This window comes from Micromonospora tarensis, from assembly GCF_016803395.1.
Lineage (GTDB): Bacteria > Actinomycetota > Actinomycetes > Mycobacteriales > Micromonosporaceae > Micromonospora > Micromonospora tarensis.
On sequence record NZ_JAEVHL010000093.1, the window covers coordinates 1 to 22,358 of the forward strand.

15 protein-coding genes and 4 pseudogenes are annotated in these 22,358 nt (G+C 72.5%); 15 read left to right on the top strand and 4 right to left on the bottom strand.

The window, feature by feature from the left end:
- The 7 genes and pseudogenes from JM949_RS18575 to JM949_RS39790 form a co-directional block, all read left to right on the top strand.
- Positions 1–2,011, top strand: a 2,011-nt coding sequence (locus JM949_RS18575) for a TOMM precursor leader peptide-binding protein (protein WP_238433431.1), incomplete at its 5' end; no start/stop codon positions are given.
- 81 nt (positions 2,012–2,092) lie between these two features.
- The gene (locus JM949_RS39210) at positions 2,093–3,556 is read left to right on the top strand and encodes a SagB/ThcOx family dehydrogenase (protein ID WP_203149692.1); all 1,464 of its coding nucleotides are present in this window, start codon (positions 2,093–2,095) and stop codon (positions 3,554–3,556) included.
- Positions 3,553–4,362, top strand: coding sequence for an HlyD family efflux transporter periplasmic adaptor subunit (locus JM949_RS18585; RefSeq protein ID WP_203149693.1), 810 nt, complete (start codon positions 3,553–3,555; stop codon positions 4,360–4,362). The genes JM949_RS39210 and JM949_RS18585 overlap by 4 nt, the downstream gene beginning before the upstream one ends.
- Positions 4,359–4,544 (top strand): cysteine peptidase family C39 domain-containing protein, encoded by a 186-nt coding sequence (locus JM949_RS18590; protein WP_203149694.1) that lies wholly within the window; start codon positions 4,359–4,361, stop codon positions 4,542–4,544. The genes JM949_RS18585 and JM949_RS18590 overlap by 4 nt, the downstream gene beginning before the upstream one ends.
- A complete protein-coding gene (locus JM949_RS18595) occupies positions 4,541–6,541 on the top strand; it encodes an ATP-binding cassette domain-containing protein (RefSeq protein ID WP_203149695.1) in 2,001 nt (666 codons plus the stop codon). The genes JM949_RS18590 and JM949_RS18595 overlap by 4 nt, the downstream gene beginning before the upstream one ends.
- 1,293 nt (positions 6,542–7,834) lie before the next feature.
- Positions 7,835–8,677: pseudogene (locus JM949_RS39785) on the top strand (ABC transporter transmembrane domain-containing protein); the annotation flags it as partial.
- A gap of 188 nt (positions 8,678–8,865) precedes the next feature.
- Positions 8,866–9,255 (top strand): annotated as a pseudogene (locus JM949_RS39790) (ATP-binding cassette domain-containing protein); the annotation flags it as partial.
- Positions 9,256–9,605: 350 nt separating this feature from the next.
- On the opposite strand, the gene JM949_RS18605 reads toward JM949_RS39790, so the two are convergent.
- Positions 9,606–10,352, bottom strand: a complete 747-nt coding sequence (locus JM949_RS18605) for a MerR family transcriptional regulator (protein WP_203149697.1) — start codon at positions 10,350–10,352, stop codon at positions 9,606–9,608.
- A 363-nt stretch (positions 10,353–10,715) separates the two neighbouring features.
- Here JM949_RS18605 and JM949_RS18610 point away from each other — a divergent pair, with 363 nt between their 5' ends.
- The 6 genes from JM949_RS18610 (at position 10,716) to JM949_RS18635 (ending at position 17,007) form a co-directional block, all read left to right on the top strand.
- On the top strand, positions 10,716–11,078 hold the full coding sequence (locus JM949_RS18610; protein WP_203149698.1) for a hypothetical protein: 363 nt from the start codon (positions 10,716–10,718) through the stop codon (positions 11,076–11,078).
- A 148-nt stretch (positions 11,079–11,226) separates the two neighbouring features.
- Complete coding sequence (locus JM949_RS18615; RefSeq protein WP_203149699.1) at positions 11,227–11,601, top strand: class IIb bacteriocin, lactobin A/cerein 7B family; 375 nt, start codon at positions 11,227–11,229, stop codon at positions 11,599–11,601.
- A 28-nt stretch (positions 11,602–11,629) separates the two neighbouring features.
- Positions 11,630–12,796, top strand: a complete 1,167-nt coding sequence (locus tag JM949_RS18620; protein ID WP_203149700.1) for a YcaO-like family protein — start codon at positions 11,630–11,632, stop codon at positions 12,794–12,796.
- Positions 12,789–14,183 carry a TfuA-like protein gene (locus JM949_RS18625; protein WP_203149701.1) on the top strand — a complete coding sequence of 465 codons (1,395 nt, stop codon included), beginning with the start codon at positions 12,789–12,791 and terminating at the stop codon, positions 14,181–14,183. The genes JM949_RS18620 and JM949_RS18625 overlap by 8 nt, the downstream gene beginning before the upstream one ends.
- Before the next feature lie 10 nt (positions 14,184–14,193).
- A complete protein-coding gene (locus tag JM949_RS18630; protein ID WP_203149702.1) occupies positions 14,194–16,320 on the top strand; it encodes a B12-binding domain-containing radical SAM protein in 2,127 nt (708 codons plus the stop codon).
- A gap of 141 nt (positions 16,321–16,461) precedes the next feature.
- Positions 16,462–17,007 carry a GNAT family N-acetyltransferase gene (locus tag JM949_RS18635; RefSeq protein WP_309232219.1) on the top strand — a complete coding sequence of 182 codons (546 nt, stop codon included), beginning with the start codon at positions 16,462–16,464 and terminating at the stop codon, positions 17,005–17,007.
- Positions 17,008–17,199: 192 nt separating this feature from the next.
- Here JM949_RS18635 and JM949_RS18640 read toward each other — a convergent pair.
- A pseudogene (locus JM949_RS18640) lies at positions 17,200–18,404 on the bottom strand (MFS transporter).
- A gap of 73 nt (positions 18,405–18,477) precedes the next feature.
- Between JM949_RS18640 and JM949_RS18645 the strand changes: the two are divergent.
- Together JM949_RS18645 and JM949_RS18650 are read left to right on the top strand one after the other, a co-directional pair.
- Entirely contained in the window at positions 18,478–19,236 is a 759-nt protein-coding gene (locus JM949_RS18645) for a DeoR/GlpR family DNA-binding transcription regulator (protein ID WP_203149703.1), read from the top strand.
- A gap of 4 nt (positions 19,237–19,240) precedes the next feature.
- Positions 19,241–19,861 (top strand): HAD family hydrolase, encoded by a 621-nt coding sequence (locus tag JM949_RS18650; protein WP_203149704.1) that lies wholly within the window; start codon positions 19,241–19,243, stop codon positions 19,859–19,861.
- Between the two features lie 65 nt (positions 19,862–19,926).
- Here the strand turns inward: JM949_RS18650 and JM949_RS37310 are convergent, their stop codons facing one another.
- Both JM949_RS37310 and JM949_RS39795 read right to left on the bottom strand, forming a co-directional pair.
- Positions 19,927–22,170, bottom strand: a complete 2,244-nt coding sequence (locus JM949_RS37310; RefSeq protein WP_309232220.1) for an ATP-binding protein — start codon at positions 22,168–22,170, stop codon at positions 19,927–19,929.
- A pseudogene (locus JM949_RS39795) lies at positions 22,116–22,358 on the bottom strand (AfsR/SARP family transcriptional regulator); the annotation flags it as partial. The gene JM949_RS37310 and the pseudogene JM949_RS39795, both read right to left, overlap by 55 nt.

Sequence of the window (22,358 nt, forward strand, 5' to 3'; positions counted from 1 at the left end):
GGCCGCCGGGTGGGACGCCCGGGGCGTCCCGCCCGGGGCCGCGCAGCGCTGGATGGCGGGAGGCACGGTCAGCATCGTGGACCTCGGGGCACCCCGGGTGGCGGAGACCGCCGACGCGCTGCGCGCACTCGGGCTCGCCGTCACGGTGGTCGGACCGGACCCGACGGACGACGACCCGGTCACCGCTCAGCTGCTGGTGCTGCCGTCGTCGATGCTCGATCCCCGGCTCGCGCTGATCAACGACCGTCAGCTGGCCGCCGGTCGCGCGTGGACCCTGGCCCGGCCGCACGGCAACGTGGTCTTCCTCGGTCCACACCTGGTGCCGGGTCGCACCGGCTGCTGGGCCTGCCTGCGGCAACGCTGGCAGGAGAACGACCAGGTGAACGCCTTCCTGGACGGGCAGGACCTGGACGGTCCGCTGCCGCAGCCCGGCCGCGCGGTAGTGCCCGGACTGGCCACCATGGCCGCCGGGCTGCTCGCCACCGAACTCGCCGTGCTCGCCGTCCGGGGCGTCTCACCGCGCCTCACCGGCCGGCTGGTCGCCCTGGACACCCGGGACCTGAGCACCGAGAGCCACCAGCTGGTACGCCAGCCGCAGTGCCCCGCCTGCGGCGATCCGGACCTCGTCGGTAAGGCCGAGCCCCGGATCGACCTGCCACCGAGCGGGGCCCAGCCCAGCCGGGCCGGGGACTCCCGCACCCGGGAGCCCGCCGAGGCGTACGCCGCGCTCGCCCACCACGTCAGCCGGTACCTGGGCGTGGTGAGCCGGCTGACCCCGTTGGAGGCGACCGACAACGGCGTCACCCACACCTACTCGGCCGGGCACAACTTCGCCCAGCCCCGCCAACTCGCCGGGTTGCGCCGCAATCTGCGCGGGCAGAGCGGCGGCAAGGGCCGGACCGACCTACAGGCCCGGATGAGCGCGATCGGCGAGGCGGTGGAGCGCTACTGCGGGGTGTGGCGCGGCGACCGTCCGGTGCACCGGGCGACCTACCGGCAGCTCGGTCCGGACCGTGCGGTGCACCTGCGGGAGCTGCTGCTGTTCTCGGAACACCAGTACGCCGACCGGGACCGGCTCAACGACGACCTGGGCCACCTGCACCGGGTTCCCCGAGCGCTGGGCGACGAGGTGGAGCTGGACTGGACCACGGGCTGGTCGCTGACCCGCCGGACGCCGCGCGAGCTGCCCGCCGCGTACTGCTGGTACGGGCATCCGGAGCTGACCGGGCTCGGGGTGTGCTCGGCCGACTCGAACGGCTGCGCGGCCGGCGGCAACCTGTCCGAGGCGATTCTGCAGGGCTTCTGCGAACTCGTGGAGCGGGACAGCGTGGCCCTGTGGTGGTACCACCGCTCCCGGCTGCCCGGGGTCGACCTCACCTCGTTCGCCGACCCGTGGACCGCCGCCTGCGTGGAGCATCACGCCACCGCGCTGGGCCGTGAGCTGTGGGCCCTCGACCTGACCGCCGACCTTGGCGTGCCCACCTACGCCGCGGTGTCCCGGCGGGCCGACGGTGGGCCGGAGGACGTCCTGGTCGGGTTCGGCGCGCACCTGGACGCACCTGTCGCGTTGACCCGGGCGCTCACCGAGGTGAACCAGTTCCTGCCCGCCGTCCCCGGACCCACCTCGGCGCGCAACCGGTACGGCGTCGACGATCCGGACACCGCGCGCTGGTTCGGCACCGTGCGGGTGGCCGATCAGCCCTGGCTGTCCCCGGACCCCACCCGGGCGCCCCGCACCGCGGCGGACCATCCGACGCTGAGCACCGGGGACGTCGGGGACGACGTGCGGAGTTGCGTACGACGGGCGGAGCTGGCCGGTCTTGAGGTGATCGTGGTCGACCAGTCCCGTCCGGATGTCGACCTGGCGGTGGTGAAGGTGGTGGTGCCGGGCCTGCGGCACTTCTGGCGTCGGCTCGGTCCCGGCCGGCTGTGGGACGTGCCGGCCCGCCTCGGCCGCGGTCCGCTGGCCGCCGACGAGACGTCGGCCAATCCGTTGAACGTCTTCTTCTAGCCGACGGGCCCGGGCCTACCGGGATCGTGGGAGGGGTGTGGGGATGACCACCGTGGTGGCACCGGCCGGTCGGCGGTCGCCGTGAGCGGCGCCGTCGGCGGCCCGCTGATGCAGGAGTCGTACCGGCTGCGCCGCGACGCGGAGCTGCGGCTCGGCGACGACGGCTCACTGACCCTGCGGCAGACCCGCTTCCAGCTCACCCTGGAGCGACCGGGCATCAGTCGGCGGGCGCTGCTGCTGCAACTCGCCGCCGACTGGGTCAGCGACGTCGAGGTCGGCCGGCTGATCAGCGGTCTGGAGGGGGAGAGCCGGGTGCTGGCCGCGCAGTTGCTGCTGCGCCGGTTGCTCGCCCACTCCTGGTTGGAGCGGCGCGTCCTGGTCGACGACCGGGCGCTGCTCGACCTGGTGCCCACCGGGTTGGGTCGGGGCAGCCTGCCGGAGAGTCGCCTGCACACACCCGGGGTGCGACACCGACTCTCCCGCTTCGCCGTGCTCCAGCCCGAACGGGGCAGACTGGTGGCCGCCTCGCCGCTGACCACCCTCGCTGTCGGCTGCGCCGATGTCGCCCTCGGCGCGGTGCTGGTCGCGGCCGTGTCGGGCGTCGGAGCCGACACGGTGGCCCGCACGCTCGGCGTGCGGCCGGTGGCCGCCGGTCGGGTGCTCGACGAGTTGACCACCGCCCGGATCCTGGTCACCGACGCCGAGTTCGAGGCGGAGTGCGACGACGCGCCGCTGGCCTACTGGTCGCCCGAGGAGCTGCGGCTGCACCACCGCTCCCGGGCCGGCCGGCACGCGCTGCCGGTCGGCGGCACCTACCGGATGCGGGACAGGTTCGCGCCACAACCGCTGCGCCGGCCGTACGACGGGGGTCGTGCGATCGATCTGCCGCTGCCGGACCTGGCCACGATCACCAAGGTGGATCCCCCGTTCAGTCAGGTCGTCACGGAGCGACGCAGCGTGCGCGAGCACGACGACGAGGCGCCGCTGTCGCTGGAGCGGCTGGCGGAGTTCCTGTACCGCTCGCAGCACACCAGTGCCGTGGGCGAGGCCGGCGGGCAGGAGGTTGGTCATCGGCCCTACCCGGGCGGCGGGGGGGTCTACGAGTTGGAGATCTACCCGCTGGTCGCGCGGTGCGCCGGGCTCGACCCCGGGCTCTACCACTACGACGCGGTCGGGCACCGGCTGGAGCCGGTCGCCGGTTGGGGGGCGGCCGCCGACCGCTTGCTGACGTACGCCCGGGCGGCCGGCGCCATGCCCCGACCGCCGCAGACGGTCCTGGTGGTCACCGCCCGGGTCCAGCGGCTGATGTGGAAGTACGAAGGGATGAGCTACGCCATGATTCTCAAGGACGCGGGTGTGCTGACCCAGCAGATGTATCTCGTCGCCACCGCCATGGAGCTGGCGCCGTGCGCCCTCGGCGCCGGGGACTCCCAGGCCTTCGCCGAGCTGTCCGGGCTCGATCCGCTGGTCGAGCCGAGCGTGGCCGACTTCCTGCTCGGCTCGCGCCGCACCGCCGGCCCGCCCGCAGCGGAGGGCCGGCCATGAAGTTCCGGCGGCAGGCGCTGCGCCAACTGGAGGCGCCCGAACAGCTGGACCGGGCGGTCCGGCTGACCACCGTGCCGAACTGGCTGGCCACCACCGCGCTGGTCATCGTCGTGGTCGCCGCGGGCGTCTGGTCGGTACGCACAGTGGTACCCCGGACCGTCGAGGCGGCCGGGGTGCTGATCCACTCCAACGGGATCTCCGCCCTCGACGCGATCGACAGCGGTCAGGTCACCAAGGTCTGGGCGGCACCGCACCAGCGGGTCACCAAGGGCACGCCGCTCTACAGCCTGCGCAGCGTGGACGGCAAGGTACGGGTGGAGAACGCGCCGGGTGACGCGTACGTCGTGGCCTGGCTGGTGTCGGAGGGGGAGATCGTCACCCCGGGCACCCACCTGGCCGACCTGGAGCGGCTCGACACCGCCGGGGACGCGTTGCAGGCCGTCGTCTACGCGCCCGCCGTCGCCGCTCCGCTGCTGCAACCCGGGGTGCCTGTCGAGGTGGCCGCCGCGGCGGCGCCGCGCAACGTGTTCGGCACCCTGGCCGGTCAGGTCGCCACGGTCGGGGCGTTCCCGGAGACCGAGGCCTCGCTGCGCGCCTTCCTGGGCACCGGGCCGGACGTTCGGCGGCTGCTCGCCCGCGGCAGCGTGATCCGGGTGACGGTCGCCCTGCAACCCGACCCGGCCGCACCGGGTGGCCTGCGCTGGACGAAGACCCCGCCGCCGTTCCAGCTCAACTCGACGAGCGAGGTCACCGCCTGGTTCACAGTGGACCGGGAGCACCCGATCGACTGGTTGCTGCGCCGATGAGCGCCGCCACCAGCGCCGCCACCGGCGTACCGGAGCTGCCCAGGATCCGGCGTCGACGGGTCCGCACGCCCACAGTGATCCAGATGGAGGCGGTGGAGTGCGGCGCTGCCGCGCTCGGGATCCTGCTCGCCCACCACGGTCGCACGTGCCGTTGGAGGAGTTGCGCCAGGTGTGCGGGGTGAGCCGGGACGGCTCCACCGCGGCCACCGTGCTCAAGGGCGCCCGCCGGTACGGGATGGTGGCCAAGGGGTTCCAGATGGACCTGGACGGCCTGGCCACCGTGGCGCTGCCGGCGGTGCTGTTCTGGCGGTTCGAGCACTTCGTGGTCCTGGAGGGACTCGGCCGTAAGGTGTTCATCAACGATCCGGCCACCGGTCCCCGGGCGGTGAGCTGGGAGGAGTTCGACGGGGCGTTCACCGGCGTCGTGCTCACCATGCAGCCCGGCCCGCAGTTCCAGCCGGGCGGCACCCGTTACCGGCTGGTCCGGGCGCTGGCCCAGCGGTGGCGCGGCCCGGGCTCGGCGATCGCGCAGATGCTGCTGCTCGGGCTGCTGATCGCCCTGGTCGGTCTGACCGTCCCGGTGATGGCCCAGGTCTTCGTCGACCGGGTGCTGTTGCAGGAGGATCGGGCCGCTTTCGCCGGCCTGGTGGCGGCGGTGGCGGTGGCCACCGTGCTCACCTTCCTGGCCAGCCTGCTCCAGCAACGCCTGACCGTACGCGCGGAGACGGCGCTCGCCCTGGCCAGCGCCGCCCGGTTCTTCCGACATCTGCTGCGGCTGCCACCGGCCTTCTTCGACCAGCGGCAGGCCGCCGACCTCGGCCAGCGGGTCCGCGGCAACGAGGTGGTCGCCGAGGTGCTCACCCGCCGGGCGGCCACCACAGTGGTGGACACCGGCCTGGTGCTGGCGTACGGGGCGCTGCTCTGCCAGTACGACCTGCTGCTCGGACTGTGCGCGATGGTCCTCGCCGGGTTGAACGTCAGCGTGCTGCGCTATGTCGCCTCGACCCGGTCGACCGCCGTCGCCGGACTCCAGGCGGACCGCAGCAAGCTGGTGACCACCGTGTACACCACGGTCCAGCTGATCGAGACGGTGAAGGCCGGCGGCGAGGAGGAGCGCGCGGTGGCCCGGTTCGCGGCCCGGCACGCCACCGTCGCCACCCGGCAGCAGCGGCTGGGGGTGCCCACCGCGGTGCTCTCCGTCCTGCCGGCGTTCCTCGCCTCCGGGACCACCGCGGTGTTGCTGGGGTTGGGCAGCCGGGAGGTGGTGGCGGAGGCGATGAGCGTCGGCGTGCTGGTCGCCATGCAGAGCCTGGCCGCCGCGATGAACCGGCCGTTGGGCAACCTGACCGCGCTGGGCTCGCGGTTGCAGGACATGAGCGCCGACCTCAACCGGCTACGTGACGTGGAGCGGTACCCGTTGCCGCCGGCCGAGGATCGTCCCGCTCGACAGTTGACGCCGATGGAGGGGCATCTGCGCATCGAAGGGGTCACCTTCGGCTACAACCCGCTGGGCCGGCCACTGCTGGAGAACTTCAGCCTGGACCTGCCGCCGGGTGCCCGGGTGGCGCTCGTCGGGCGGTCGGGCAGTGGCAAGTCGACTGTGGGCCGGCTGGTCGCCGGGCTCTACCGTCCGTGGACCGGCCGGGTCACAGTGGACGGCCTCGACCGGCCGGGTGTCGACGACGGCCTCTGGGCGGCCACTGTCGCCATGGTGGACCAGGACCAGCGGCTGTTCGAGGGGACGATCCGGGACAACGTCACCATGTGGGACCTCACCGTCGCGGACGAGGACGTCGTCACCGCGCTCACCGACGCGTGCCTCTACGAGGAGGTCGCGGCCCGCCCGGGCGGCCTGGCCAGTCCGGTACGGGAGAACGCCCGCAACTTCTCCGGCGGACAGCGGCAGCGGCTGGAGATCGCCCGCGCGTTGGTCCGCAACCCCCGGGTGCTGGTGCTGGACGAGGCCACCAGCGCGCTGGACGCGGAGACCGAACGCCGGATCGACAGGCATCTGCGCCGGCGGGGGGCGACCTGCCTGATCGTGGCCCACCGGCTGTCCACGGTCCGTGACTGCGACCTGATCGTCGTGCTGGACGGCGGTCGGGAGGTGGAGCGCGGCACCCACGAGCAACTGGTCGCCCGGGACGGGGCGTACGCACGCCTGGTCCGGGACCAGTGACCACGACGATCCGAGGAGACGCTGATGAGTGGCGCGGTGGCGGAGCCCCCGGCCGGCGGCCTGACCGGTTTCTGCGCCGACGGGGTACGTGAGGTCTGTCGGCTGGACGGCCCGGTGGCCGGCTGGCTGGTGACCGGCGGCGAGGCGGACCTGTTCGCGGTGCGCCGGGCCGGGATGAGCCCGTCGCGCCGTCACCACGTGGCGCGGCTGCCGGCGGGTGGCCTGGTGCCGACGTCCACCGCGATCGGCGCCTGGCAGTTGATCCTGGTGCCGCTGCCCGGCACGGAGCTGCGGGGGCTGCCCCAGCGGCAGCTGTCAGTGCTGGAGCGGCACGTCCGGCTCGGCCGCCCGGCCGACGAGGGGCCGTCGGCGCGGGCGCGGGCCGCGGCGACGGAGCTGGTCGCGGCGATGGACCTGGTGCTGGTCACCATCGCCGACGCGCTGCGCCACGGGCAGGCGCCCCGGGAGGCGTCCACGCTGAGCGGGCGCGAGATCGTCTCACTGGCGCAGGGCAGCACCTTGACCTCCACCGGGGGTGCCTGGTGGCTGCGGAGCGCCGGTGGTCAGCTGCGCCGCAACGACGGCGGTCCGGTGGAGATGTCGGGGGAGCGGGAGCTGCTGCTGATCGCCGAGCGCGACTGGGTGGTGGCCGAATCGGCCTGCGCGGTGGAGAGCCACGGCAGCTGGGACCTGCTGGTCGCCGGTCAGCTCCGGTCGGCGGTCGACCAACACGTGGCCCGACTGCTGCGCATCGTGGAGAGTCGGATCGAGGAGACCGACGCGGCAGTGCTGAACGCCGTGCGCAGGCGCCGGCAGGTGGACGCGGCGGTGCTCGCCGCGGCGGCCCGCCGGTCGATCGGGGTGATCGGCGCGGGCGGCGCGGTCCAGGTGCCGGAGACCGAGGTCGGCTTCGACAGGTACGGGCGGGCGGCCTCGGTGCTCCGGGTGGTCACCGAGGGGATGGGTAACCCGGTCAACGAGCCGGCCGACCGCAGCCGCGCGCCGCTGGGCGACCGCGCGGCGGTGCGTGCGGTGTCCCGAGCGTCCAGCCTGTTCCTCCGTGAGGTGCGACTGCCACACCGGTGGTGGCGGCGGGACCTGGGGCCGCTGGTGGGGTGGCGGGCCGGCGACGATCCGGAGCGCGCGCTCGCGGTGCCGTTGGTGTTCCGTCGGGGTCGCTACCACCAGGTCGACCCGGACACCCGGGTGTACGGCCCGATCGACGCGACGGTGGCCGCGACGTTCGCCGCCGAGGCGATTCAGGTGCAGGCGCCGCTACCGCCCACCGCCCGGATGCGTCACCTGCTGCGGGCCGGGCTGCTCGGCGCGGGCGGTGACGTGCGGGGCCTGCTGTTCGCCGCCGCCTGCGTGGCGCTGCTCGGCCTGGGTGTGCCGCTGGCCACCGGCGAGGTGCTCGGCCAGTTGGCCCGGCGGGGCGAGGTGACCGGCCTGTTCGGTTTCCTCGCGCTGATGCTCAGCGCCGCGGTGGTCGCCGGGCTGGTCGGGGTGGTGCAGAACCTACGGCTGCTGCGGCTGGACGGCCGGTTGCAGTCCGGCGCGCAGTTGGCGATCTTCGACCGGCTGCTGCGCCTGCCGGCCCGGTTCTTCAGCGGTCGCAGCAGCGGTGAGATCGCCAACTCGATGCTGGGCATCTCGTTCGTCGGTGAGGCGCTGAGCGCGCTGCTGCCACAGCTCGTCTCGGCGGGCGCGACCGTCGCGGTGACCCTCGGCATGCTCCTGGTGGTCGAACCCGTGCTCGGGCTCTGGGGGGCCGGGATCGTCGCCGTCACGCTGCTGACCTTCGGCGCGATTGCCGTGCTGATCGTCCGTCAGCAACGCGCCGCGCTGCCGGCGGAGCACCGGGCGGCGGCGATGACCAACCAGTTGCTCGGCGGCATTGTCAAGATCAAGGTGGCGGCGGCCGAAGCCCGGGCGCATGCTCGCTGGTCGGAGGTGGCGGCGGCGGCCCGGGCGGCGCTGCAACGGGTCCGGCAGAGCCAGGCGGGCCTGGTTGCCTTCGCCACCGTGCTGCCGGTCGCCGGTCAACTGGTGCTGTTCGGCGTGCTGATGGGACCGCTCGCCGGCCGGGTCCCGCCGGCTGACTTCTTCATCCTCAACATCGGCTTCGCGATGCTGCTCGGCGCGCTGCTGGTGCTGGTGTCGGCCGGGGTGGAGGTGATCGCGGCAGTGCCCCGGCTGGGCAGCCTGCGGGACATCCTGCGCGCGACCCCGAGGCGCGGCCGGACCGGGTGGACCCCGGCGAGTTGCGCGGCGAGATCGCGCTGCACCGGCTCACCTTCGCGTACCAGCCGGACGAGCCGCCGGTGCTCGTCGACATCGACCTGCACGTCCGCCCGGGTGAGTTCGTCGCCGTCGTCGGGCCGAGCGGCTGCGGCAAGTCCACCCTGCTGCGGTTACTGCTCGGTTTCGAACGCCAGCAGCAGGGTGCGGTGCTCTACGACGGCCAGGACCTGTCCGAACTCGACGTGCACGCGATCCGCCGGCAGTGCGGGGTGGTCCTGCAGGACGGTCAGCTCTTCGCCGGCTCGGTACGGGACAACATCTGTGGCGCCAACAGTTTTCCGCTGGACCAGGTCTGGGAGGCGGCGCGGATGGCCGGCCTCGCCGACGATCTGGAGGCGCTACCGATGGGGATGAGCACGATGGTGCCCTTCGGCGGCGGGACGCTCTCCGTCGGGCAGCGCCAGCGGGTGCTGATCGCTCGCGCGCTGGCTCCCCGGCCCCGGATCATCTTCCTCGACGAGGCGACCAGCGCCCTCGACAACCGCACCCAGGAGGTGGTCACCCGCAGTACCGCCGCCCTGGCCGCGACCCGGATCGTCATCGCCCACCGGCTGTCCACGGTCCGTGCGGCGGACACCATAGTGGTCCTCGAGGCGGGGCGGATAGTCCAGCGGGGCAGCTACGACGAGTTGATGGACCAACCCGAGGGGCTGTTCCACAGGTTGGCGCGGCGGCAGCTGCTGACCGAGCCGACCGGTCCGACGAGGTGGTGCAGCGCCGGCAGCCGGACGGGCAGCCCGCGACAGGCTGACCTGCCCGGTCAGCCGTTGTCGATGACTGCCCCGTCCTCCAGGCACACATCGGTGTCGAGGTGGTTCTCCAGCAGCTCCGCGACGTGCGTCTCGGCCTGGTTCTCCGCGGCGAGCCGGAACGCCTCGGTGAGCACGTTGACCACACCCTGGGTCAGCAGCAGGGTCTCTCGGTCCAGGTCGGCCCAGGACGCCCCGGCGCCGCTGCGTACCAGCTCCGGCGCGAGGGCCAGCAGCCGGGCGGTGACGGCGGCGACCAGTTCGTCGGCGACCGGCCGGAGGCTGTCCAGCACCTCACTGAGGGTCTGTAGCGCCGGCACCGTGCCCACCCGGACCCGATGCAGCTCCAGGGCGGCGCGCAGCGGGCGTGGCCGCACGGTGCGGACGGTGCCGTCGGTGGTCCGTCCGATCACGCCGTGCCGGGTCAGCGCGTGGGCCAGCGCGGGACGGTCGGCGGTCAGCCGTTGCAGCATCGCGGTCAGTCCGTCGGGTGCCTCGTCACCGGCCCGGACGCCGAGCATCGCCTCGATGGAGACCAGGTTGAAGCCCTGCCGTTGCAGGGCGAGGATCGTGTCCAGCCGACGGACGTGAGAGTCGTCGTAGAGTGCCGCCCGGCCGTGCCGCACCGGCGGGGGCAGCAGCCGCCGAGCCTGGTGGGCGCGGATGTTGCGAGGCGACATCCCGACCTTGCGGGCGAGTTGCTCCACGCTGTACCCGGCCGGTCCGCTGGGCGTCGTCGTCACCTCGTCAATGGTCACGGTGGCCTCCGGCAGCACTCGGTGGCGGAACACGGCACCCGTCGAACCGTTGTCACGGCGGTCGGTCCGTTGATCGCAGCGTAGGTGGCGCACCCGGTGCGTAACAGGCGAGGAATTACTACTTGTTCACAGTGGAGACAATCTCTAGAATCGCAATCCGTCGCACGCCGCTGATTCCCAATTACCCGGCTTTCGCCGCAGCGCGACCTTTTCGCGGCCACATTCGATGAAATTCCCGCGCGTGACGCGGACCGGATCGGCCGGTGGCCCACGATGAAGCGAAACCGGCGGCCCGAAATCCCGCGCTGCCGGTCGCCGCCGCGGTGTCGCCGCCGGCGGCCGACCATCGAAGGGAGCACTGGTGTGACACCTGTCGATCGAGCGGTCTTCGTGGCCGCCTACAGCCGGCTGGTCGCCGAGGTCTGGGCCGACCCGGTCAAGGAGCAGGCGCTCGACCGCGACCCGCGCGCGTTCCTCGCCGGCTTCGGCCTCCAACTGCCAGAGGACGTGCAGGTCCGGGTGGTCCGGGACGTCGCCGACACCGATCCCGACCTGGAGGTGCAGGTCGAGTCGTGGGAGTCGGCGGCGACCACCAGCACCTTCGTGCTCTTCGTGCCGTCGCTGCTGCCGGTGGCCCCGGCGGAACTCGCCGAGGACGAGCTGGACAGCGTCGTCGCCGGCCTGGACTCCAGCTGCGCCTGCTGCTGTCCGTGCTGCTGCACCTGACACCGATGTCTGCCGCCCGGTGACGTGTGCGGCAGATTCTGATGGCAGTCAGGAGAAATCCTTGATTGCCGAACCTCGATCTTCTTAGCGTTCTCCACACAGAAATCGACCGCCCACCCCGCAGCGTTCCCCAGGAGAGGACCCAACGATGAGCAACGACGGACAGGAATACGGCGCGAGGTTCGTGACCAAGTATTCGGAACTGGTTACCGCGGTATGGCGCAGCGACGAGGAACTGCAACGCCTCCTCGCCGACCCGACCGCCTACGCGACGGCGGCCGGCCTGCCGGTCGAGCCCGGATCCACTGTCGAGGTCGACCGCGCCCAGCCCGCCACGCTCTACACCAAGGAGCAGATCGTCGCCGACTGGTCCGGCACGCCCGGGCTGCACGTGCTGCACGTGCCCGAGGTGCCGCTGGTCGACCTCAACGAGCTGACCGAGGCCGAGTTGGAGACGGTCGCCGGCGGCGTCGCCCCGATCGCCGACAACAACGTCAACGTCATCGCCGTCCTCATCCTCTGAGTTCCCCCACCCCTCGCCGGGAGCCTCGATGACTGACACGACCGAGACCATTGCGTTCCGGTCCGGCACCTACCGGACCGCCACAGTGGAGCAGACCTGGGCACGGGTCGGTGGGATGCTGGACCGATTCCGGATCACCCGGGTCGCCGACATCACCCGGCTCGACGAGATCGGCCTACCGGTGCACGTCGCCTACCGGCCGGTCGGAGCCACCATGGCGGTGAGCGTCGGCACCGGCGCCACCGCGACGCAGTCCCGGGTCAGCGCGGTGATGGAGAGCATCGAGTCCTGGCATGCCGAGAACCTTCGGCCGGGGACCGTCGTCCGGTCCCCGGCCGCGGCGCTCGACCTGCCCTACGACGTCCGGTGGCTGCACCTGGCGGAGCGGTCGCCCCTGACCCCCGCCGTCGAACTCGACTGGGTGGCCGGCCGTGGGCTGGTGACCGGTGCGGCCTGCCTGGTGCCCCGCGCCACCATCGAACTCGACTTCACCGTCCGACGGGGTTGGGACCGCGCCCTGTTCACCCCCAGCAGCAACGGGCTGGCCACCGGAAACACCTTCGCCGAGGCCAGCCTGCACGCCCTGCTGGAGGTCGTCGAACGCGACTGCATCGCGCCGTACTGCACCTCGCCGCTGGCCGAACGCGTCTACGCCGACCCGGGCACCGCAACGAACGCGATGACCCGCACAGTGCACGACGCGCTGCTGAGCGCGGGCTGCTGGGTGGAGGTCTGCGACATCACCAACGCCATCGGCGTGCCCTGCTACGCCGCCTCGATCTGGTCGCCGGACCTGCCGGTCACCTTCGGCGGCTTCGGCTGCCACGTGGACCCGCAGATCGCCGTCGGCCGGGCCATGTCCGAGGCCGCCCAGTCCCGGCTGGTCATGGTCTCCGGGGCCCGCGACGACATCGACGCCACCGCGTACCACGACGTCGGCGCGCCGCCGGTGCCACCGCCCACCGTCGACCGGCCCGTCCGGCCGGTCCGCCGGGACCTCCCGCCGGCGGGGGGCGTGACCGAGGTGCTGCGCGAGCTGGCCTCGCGGGTGCGCCGAATCACCGGCGTCGAGCCGTTCAGCGTCGACCTGACGCACGACGACGTCGGCATTCCGGTGAGCAAGGTGTTCGCCCCCGGCCTGCGGATGTTCGACGAGCGGGCCCTGAGTACCCGACCGGGAGTGCCCCGTGACTGACGTCGTCTTCATCGGCCCGAGCCTGCCGGTCCACAAGGTCTGCCGGTTGCTGCCCGACGCGCTGGTGCTGCCACCCGTCGCGCACGGCGACCTGCTCCGCCTGGACGTCGTCCCCGGCGACCGGGTCCTCATCATCGACGGCTTCTTCCTGCAACACCCGCCGGTCCGCCACCGGGAGATCCTCGACCTGCTCGACCGTGGGGTGACAGTGGCGGGCGCCGCCAGCATGGGCGCGCTGCGCGCCGCCGAGCTGTGGCAGTTCGGGATGCGGGGCGTGGGCGAGGTGTTCCAGCTCTACCGCGACGGCGTCGTCACCGGCGACGACGAGGTGGCGGTGGTGCACGGGCCCGCCGAGGAGGGCCACCGCACGCTGAGCGAGCCGCTGGTGAACATCAGGGTCGAGGTGCGCCGTGCCGTCGCCGCCGAAGTGCTCAGCGACGCCGAGGCCGCCCTGCTGCTGGACATCGCCCGGGAGCTGCCCTTCCGGCGGCGGTCGTACCGGGCGTTGGAGCGCACCGCGCCACCCGAGCTGGCGGCCGTGGTGGACCGGTTCGTGAGCTGGCACCGGCGCGACCCCCGGGACGCCAAGAGCGCCGACGCGCGGCTGCTGCTGTCGATGGCGGCGGAGAACGCGCCCGAGCTGTGCCCGGCGCACGACGGCGACCAGCCGATCGACAACCTGCACACCCGCTTCCTCGACAGTTGGCGGGCCCGGTTCGCCGGAGAGTCGGTCGGCGGGCAGTGGGTCAGCGACCGGGAGACCGCCGCGGTGCTGATGCTGCTGCATCCCGAGGAGCCGGCCTGGCACCGACGGGCGGTGCTGGCCGGGCTGGCCGGGGTCGACATCGCCGACCCGGCGGTCGAGGAGCGCGCCCACCAGGTGGCCGGCGGGCGGGGACTGACCGCGGCCCCAGCCAGCGGGTGGGACTGGCTGACCGACCGGGAACGGGACCTCGACGACCGCGAGGCGCTGCTGCGGATGTTGGTGCGGGCGTTCGGTACCACCCCGCACCGCAGCCTGGCGCTGTGGATGGTCGCCGCACCGCTGCGTACGCCCGCGCTGCTCGATGCGGCGCGGCAGGTCGCGGCCGCCGCCGCGGCGCTGAACGACACCCTCCCCCGGACCACCGGGCAGCGTCGCCCGAATGGTCGGCTGCACTTCCGCACCGAGGTCGTCGACGCGTGCTTCGCCGCGCTGTGGGGCTGCGACACCGACGGGTTGGAGGCGGCGGCGTGGGACCGGGGCTTCGTCGACCTGATGGCATTCCGGTACGCCGCCGAACCGCTGGTGGCGTACCTCAAGACGTTCGGCGCCCCGCGGCTGCCGGAGGTGGCGCAGCGTGCGCCGGAGGAAACCCTGGCCGGTTCAGCGGCCCGGGTCGGCTGAGGAGGAGTCGATGAGCGGCACCGTCAAGGCGGCACTGATCTACCCCCCGCTGACCGATCCCACCTCGGGATACCACTCCCTGAACTACCTCGACTCGTACGCCCGGGCGCAGGGGCACCGACCGGCGGAGATCATCGACGCGAACATCGAGGCGTTCCACCACTCGTACACCCCGTCCGCGTACGAGTGGCTGCGCGGGGAGCTGTCCCGGCTCTCGACCGACGACCTCACCGGCCCGGACGCGCTGATGGCCCGGGCGAACCTGCTCAACCTGCCCGAGCCCGACCCGGAGCGGCTGCGCCGGTCGATCGGGGTGTTGCAGGATCCGACCCTGTTCTACGACTACCGGCACTACCAGGACGCCGTCGAGGGCGTGATCTCCTGGATGGACGCGCTCGGCGCGGTCGGGTTCCCCGGGCAGTTCCACGCCGGCTTCCGGCTGCACCCACCGCCGATGATCTCGATCGGCTCGGTGGCCGCGCTCACCGACGAGGCGCTGCTCGACCGGCTGAACCGGCCCTTCCAGCCGTACTACGAGGACGTGCTGATCCCGCGGCTCGCCGCCGGCGGGCACCAGGTGATCGGCATCAGCGCCACCTATCAGTGGCAACTGCCGTTCGCGCTCTGGATCGCCCGGCTCGTCCGGCGGGCCTGCCCGGACGTCTTCCTGATCGCCGGCGGCACGGAGATCTCCGACGTCTGGAAGTGCGCCAGCAAGCCCGAGTACGTCTTCCAGGTGCTTGCCGACTTCGACGCGATAGTGGTCGGCGAGGGGGAGAGCGCGTACACCGAGATCCTGGACGCGGTGGAGACCGGCACCCTGCCGGCCGGGCATCCCAACGTCCGCCTGCACCCGAAGTACGGCCGCCAGCGGCAGCTGCCGCTGCGCTACGAACGCCTGGCGCAGGTGCCGGTCCCGGACTTCTCCGACCTGCCCTGGGATCTCTACCTCAGCCCGGAGAAGTTCGTCTACTACTCGCCGACCCGGGGCTGCTACTGGAACAAGTGCACGTTCTGCGACTACGGCCTGAACACCGACGGCCCCACCAGCCCGTGGCGGCAGGACACGGTGGACAACATGATCGCCGACGTCACCGAGCTGTCGAAGTTCGCCAAGTTCATCTACTTCTCGGTGGACGTGCTCGCCCCCGCGACCATTCTGCGCTTCGCCGAGCGGGCCGTCGAGCAGGGTCTGGACTTCCGCTGGGGCGCCGAGATCCGGCTGGAGAAGTACTGGTCCGACGAGCGCTGCGAGCTGTTGCGGCGCAGTGGCTGCGTGGCCGTCTCGGTCGGCTTCGAGTCCGCCAACCAGCGCATCCTCGACCTGATCGACAAGGGCACCAAGCCCGAACAGGTGCGGCGCACCATGACCGCGATGACCAAGGCCAACATCGGCGTACAGATGATGGGTTTCACCGGTTTTCCCACCGAGACCCGTGAGGAGGCGCTGGACAGCGTCACGTTCCTGCGGGACAACCCGGACCTGTGGACCCTCGGCGGGCTCGGCGACTTCATGCTGACCCCGGGCGCCATCGTCGCGAAGGAGCCGGAGCGGTTCGGCATCACCAACGTGCGCCCGGTGGAGGGCTCCGACATCGTCCGGATGCTCCAGTACGACGAGCCGGTGACCGAGGCGGCGCAGGCCGAGGTCGCCCAGGCCAAGGCCAACCTCAACCCGGGGCACTTCCACCGGCCGTGGCTGGGCAGCACGGACACCCCGCACACGTTCTTCTACCACGACCGCTACGGCACCGCCGTGCGTGGCGTGCTCGCCCACGACCGGGTCCGCCACGACACCGACGACCAGACCCAGTTCCTCGCCAACGGCACCTTCGTCGACCGTGACGACGAGCAGGTCTGGGAGGCGTACCGGCGGATCCGCTCGGACGAACAGGACGGCGTCCCCGGCGAGCTGCCGGCGGACCGGCACCTGTTCCGCCGGACCGACGGCCTGGTGTTCGCGCTCAACCGCAGCAGCCGGCTGTTCCTGGATCTCTTCACCGCGCCGCTCACCCTCGCCGAGGCGCAGCGTCGGCTGTGGATCGTCGAACCGGCGGTCGCCGACCGGGTCTGGCGGACCTTCATCGGGCAGCGGCTGATCCGCCGCCATCAGCTCCCGGCCGAGCCGGCCGGGTGACCCGACCCGGACCGAAGCCCTCGCGACGTCGCCGACAACGGCGCGTCTCGTGGCGGGACGGCTGATGCCAAGGGTCACCCACGGCTGGGCTCCGGCGTTATAAACAATCGCCCTGTGCGTGCCGGAATGCTACGAAGGGGCGTGCCCGACAGAGACGGTTCCCTTGCTGCCACGTCCCTGGAGACTCCGCGCCTGCTGCTGCGCCGCTGGCGGAGTAACGATCTGGACGGCTTCGCCGCGGTGAACGCACAGCCCGAGGTCATGCGGTACATCCATCACGGTCGCATCCTGGACCGGGCCGCGACCGCGGAGCGCCTGGCCACCTATCAGCGGCACTGGGATGAGCGCGGCTTCGGCCTGTACGCGGTGGAGATCAAGGAGACCGGCGAGCTGGCCGGTTTCACCGGGCTGGCGGTGCCAACCTTCCTGCCCGAGATCATGCCGGCAGTGGAGATCGGCTGGCGGCTCGGCCGCGCGCACTGGGGCCGGGGTCTGGCCACCGAGGCGGCCCGGGCCGTTGTCGCCCACGCTCGTGCCGAGCTCGGACTGCGGCGACTGGTCAGCATCCACGTTGTCGGCAACGAGGCGTCGGCGCGGGTGATGGTCAAACTGGGCATGACGCTGGAACGCGAGGCAGTGCAGCCGGACACCGGACGTCAGGTCCGGGTCTACGCGATGGATCTGTGAGCGGGTCAGGCCACGGAGTGGGAGTGCGGATGGCCGTCGTCACCATCTCGCTGGCCCGCGGCAAGTCGGCGAGATGGTTTCGCCGACCGCATGGCCGGCATTCGCTGGCAGACCGACCCGGTGCTGTCGGACCTGCGTCCGGCGTACGACGGCTGGGAGCAACGGTGCGCGTCTGCACCCAGCTCGGCGTAGTCAGATGTGCTCCGCGAGGGCGCGTGGGGTCTTCACCGGGTCGCGCGGGTCTGCCTCGGATCGAAGGACGTGGGCGGTGAGGGAAGCGATTACGCAGAAGGCCACCGGCAGAAGGAACGTGTGGTTCAGCGGCATGAGGTGGGTGAGGGGTCCGATGATGGCGGGTCCGGCGAGCACGCCGAGGTAGCCGAGTCCGGCGACGCGGGAGACGTTGGCCCCGGCGGCGTCGGGGTTGGCATGGCCGGCCGCGCTGAACAGTTGCGGAACGCTGCCGGACAGTCCCATACCGAACAGCACCCATCCGGCGATAGTCAGCGGGATCGACGGTGAGAACACGATCATCGTCAGTGCGAGTGCGGCCAGCGCCGATCCGTAGCGGACGATCGCGACGGGGCCGAAGCGTGCGGCGACCCGGTCGGTGAGGAAACGCCCGATCGTCATAGCGGCGGCGAAGGCGCCGTAGGCGAGGGCGGCGGTGGCGGCGGGCGCGTCGAGCACCTCGCGCATGGCCAGAGCGCTCCAATCGTTGGCCACTCCTTCGCTGAGCATCAGCATCAGGGCGAGCGCGGCGAGCGCCCAGATGCGCAAGGGTGTGGTGCGCCGGGTGGTGGCCTCGGCGGGGGAGCGTTTCGGTGTGCTGGCGGCTCCTGATTGCGGTAGCAGCGCGGGCGCGACGGCTGCGGCGACGGCGAGGGCGAGGAGGCTGACCGCGGTCAGGGTGGCCGCCGTGCTCCAACCCCAACCGAGAGTACGGGCGCCGACCAGCGCGGCGAGGACCCCGCCGATGGAGAACACGGCGTGGAACGCAGACATGATCGGGCGTTTGTATTCGGCTTCGACCCTCACCGCGTGGGTGTTCATGCTGACGTCCAGGCTGCCGTTGCCGATGCCGAACACCAGCAGGGCCCCGCCCAGCGTCCACCTGTTCCCGGCGAGCGCGGGCAGGATGAGCGCCGCGCTGCACAGTGCCGCGCTCAACGGTACGACCCTACGGGCGCCGAACCGGTCGGTGAGCGGCCCGACCAGTTGCATCCCGGCGAATGCGCCGCGCCGAGGAGCAGCAGGAGCCACCCGAGCACGGCGTGACTGATTCCGACCTGGTGTTCGATCGCGGGAATATGGACGATCCAGACGCCCAGCACGAAACCGTTGAGGGCGAAGTACGCGAAGGTCGCCAGCCGAGCGCGTCGCAAGGATCTCGTCATGCTTCCGAACGTATCAAACAGGTTTCGTGTTTGAAATGTTGTAACTCGAACGCGTCTGGTGTTCGATAGGTTCATGGCGAGCGTGGACCGACACCGACAGATCATCGACGCCGTACGGCAGACCGGGCAGCGCAGCGTGGTGGAGCTGGCGGAACTGACCAGCACCTCGGAGATGACGATTCGCAGAGACCTGGAGATCCTGGCCGAACAGGGCCTCCTCGAGCGTTACCGCGGCGGAGCCCGAAGCCTGCTGCTGCGCGGCGAGGAACCCCCGTTCGCGCTTCGCGAGCATGACGGCCTGCAGGAGAAGCAGCGCATCGCCACAGCGGTAGCCGACATGATCGCCGACGGTGAGGCGGTCGTGATCGACAGCGGCACCACCTGCCTTGGGGTGGCCCGGGCCCTGACCCATCGCCGCCTGACCGTGATGCCGCTGTCCCTGCACGCGGCCAACGCGCTGGTCGGCGCACCCCGACTGAGACTGCTCCTGCCCGGCGGGGAACCGCGCCCCGGCGAACTGGCGCTCACCGGCCCGCTGACCGAGGCGTCGCTCGCCGCGCTGCGCTTCGACACCGCTGTCATCGGCTGCTGCGGCCTCAACGCGTCGAACGGTCTGACCGCGTATGACCTGGCCGACGCTGCCATCAAGCGCGCCGCAATGGCCTCGGCCCACCGCGTCATCGCGGTCACCGAGGCGGCAAAGCTCTCCCGTACCGCCCTCGCCTTCGTCGCGCCAGCGTCCGCGCTGCACGTCGTCGTGACCGGCGACGACGCTCCCGATGACGAGGCTGACGCGCTGAGCGCCGCCGGCGTCGTGGTGCGGAGGGTGTGACCCGATGGCGGACACGGTGCTCTTCGACCTGTTCGGCGTCATCGCTCGCCAACAGTCCCCATCCGCCCGGGAGGTGCTGCGCGCCACGGCGGGCGTCCCCGCCCCCGCGTTCTGGGCAACCTACTGGGCGCTGCGCACGCCCTATGACCGTGGCGAGGTGACCGCCTTCGGCTACTGGCGCCAGGTGGCGACGGCCCTCGGCAGCACCGTCGACGACCGTCAGATCAACCGCCTCATCGCCGCGGACGTCGCGAGCTGGAGCGTCGTCGACGACGACATGGTCGCGGTGGTCGAACGGGCGGCCGCATCGGGACGGCGACTCGCGTTGTTGTCGAACATCCCGGAAGAACTAGCTGCGCACTACGAGAGGCACCACCGCTGGTTGAGGCACTTCGATGTCGTCGCCTTCTCCTGCCGCACCAGCCACGTGAAGCCCGAGCCAGACGCGTATCGGTGGTGCTGCCGGGCCCTCGACCTCGCACCCGGACGCATCCTGTTCATCGACGACCGCGTGGAGAACATCCAAGCTGCCGAGGCGATCGGTATGCGTGCCCATCTGTTCATCAGCCCCACGCAGGCCCATCAGGCCATCACTGAGCTCGACACGGTGCCGCGGCGACGCTAGCCCGACCGGCGCGGTAGGCCGCCATGGCGGTGACGGTCGTGAGTCTGCGTGTCGTACCTCGTCACCTAGAGCTCGCCGCCGCCAGCTGACCCGGCCGGGACGGCCTGGGCGGCCAGCTTGACCCTGGGGCGGTCGGCGTCCGGATGCCGCAGCTCGTCGAAGATCGTCAGCGCCTCCCGCCACGCCCGCCGCGCGGCGTCGAGGTTACCGGCGGCCCGCAGGCTGTCGCCGAGGTTGTCCAGCACCTCCGCCTCGTCGTACCGGTCGCCGAGTTCCCGGTGCAGCGCCAGCGCCCGCCGGTAGCAGTCCGCAGCCCGGTCGTGGTCACCGAGGCCGTGCCGGACATAGCCGAGGCTGTCCCAGGTCAGTGCCGCGCCGTGCCGGTCGCCAGTCTCCTCGTGCAGCCGCAGGGCTGCCTGGCAGCAGTGCAGCGCCGGCTCTGGCTCGCCCAGCCTGGCGTGCATCCAACCCAGGTTGTTGAGTGCCTTGGCCTGCCCGACCCGGTAGCCGGCGGACCGGTACAGGTCGAGGGCCAGCCGGGTCTCGTCGAGAGCCGCCCGCAGCCGACCCTGCCGTGCGAGCACCCAGCTCACGCCGAGGTGCGTGTGCGCCCGTCCGGTGTCGTCGCCCAACTCGCGGTACAGCTCCAGGTCGCGTCGGTAGTGCCGGTGCGCCGCCTCGTGCTCGCCCGACCAGGTGCAGGCGATGGCGAGGCCCCGGTGTGCCAGGGCCTGACCGGCCAGGTCACCCCGGCGCAGCGCCGCCGCCAGGGCGGTCCGCTGCGCGGCGGCCAGCTCCGGCCAGTGCCCGCTGCGGTCGAGGTACGTGGTGAGGGCCGCCGCCAGCGTCCATGAGTGCCGGTCCAGGCCGCTGCCCGCTGCCTGCTCCACACACGCCAGCAGGACGTGGTGCTCGGCGGCGAACCACCCGGTGGCCCACGCGTGCTCCGGGCGGTCGCCCACCGTCACCCCGGGCTCGGGCGGCGGCAGCGCGGCCGGCCGCGCCAACCGGTACGGGTCGAGCAGGTGGTCCGCCGCGTGCGAGGCGTGCAGGTAGTGGTCGAACAGGCGACGTCGGGCCGCGTTCCGCTCGGCCTCGGGGTCGACGCCGTGACACAGCTCCGAGGCGTACGCGCGGAGCAGGTCGTGCATCGCGTACCGGCCGGGGGTGCGCTCGGTGAGCAGGTTCGCCCGGGTGAGGCCGGCCAGCAGCGGGCCGACCCGGGCCGGCGGCAGACCGGCGAGGCTGGCCACCGCGGCCCGTCCGGCGTCGGGCCCGGGGTGCAGTCCGAGCAGCCGGAACAACCGGGCCGAGTCGGCGTCCAACGCCCGGTACGACCAGGAGAAGACCGCCCGCACGTCGGTAGTGGGGTCGCCGGTGGTCAATGCGGTGAGCCGGTCCGGGTTGGCGTCCCGCAGCTCGCTGGCGAGCGCCGCCAGCGGCACCTGGGGCTGCCCGACAGCGTGGGCCGCGACGACGGCCAGGGCCAGCGGTAGGCCGGCGCAGCGGCGCACGATCTCGTCCAGCGCCGCCGCTTCCCGCCTGACACGTCCGGGACCGAGCCGACCGGTCAGCAGTTCCCGGGCCTCGGCCGGCGGGAGCAGGTCCAGCGTCACCGGGTGGGCCCCGGCGTTGACCACCAGGCCGGTGAGTCGGTTGCGGCTGGTCACCACGACCAGGCTGCCCGACGATCCCGGTAGCAGGGGCCGCACCTGCTCGTCGTCACGGGCGTTGTCGAGCAGCACCAGGACCCGGCGGTCGGCGAGCAGGGTCCGGAACAGGGCGGCCTGCCCGGGCAGGTCGGTGGGCACCCGCTGGGGCGGCACGTGCAGCGCCTCCAGGAAGCCGCGCAGCGCCTCGCCCGGCGGTACCGCCCGGCCGTCGAGGTCGAACCCGCGCAGGTCGACGTAGAGCTGCCCGTCCGGGTACCGGTGCGCGATCCGGTGGGCCCAGTGCACCGCGAGGGTGGTTTTGCCGACCCCGGCGGTGCCGGCGATCGCGGAGATGACGACGCCTGGCCCGGACCGCCCTGGCCGCCGTTCCGGGCGGCGCCCGCCGGTTCGGCGGGCAGCAGCGCGTCCAGTTGCCGCAGCGCCGCCGCGCGGCCGGTGAACCAGGCGGGGGCGCCGGGGAGCTGCGCCGGAGGCGGATCGGCGGGCTCCGCAGCTGCGGGCTCGGCCGGCGTCTGTCCCCGTAGCACCCGCAGGTGGGCCTCGGTCAACTCGGGGCCGGGCTCCACGCCCAACTCGTCGACGAGGAGGCGGCGGGTCTCGGCGTAGATCCGCAGCGCGGCGGCCTGCTGGCCGCAGCCGGCCAGGGCGAGCAGGTACCCGGCCACCAGCGGCTCCCGCAGCGGATGCTCGGCCACCAGGGGGCGCAGGTCACGCGCGGTCGCGGCGAACCGGCCGAGGCCGAGTTCCACCGCGGCGAGCCGCTCGTACGCGAGTAGCCGCTGCTCGTCGAGGCCGGCCGCGGCGGCGTCGACGAAGGCTCCGGT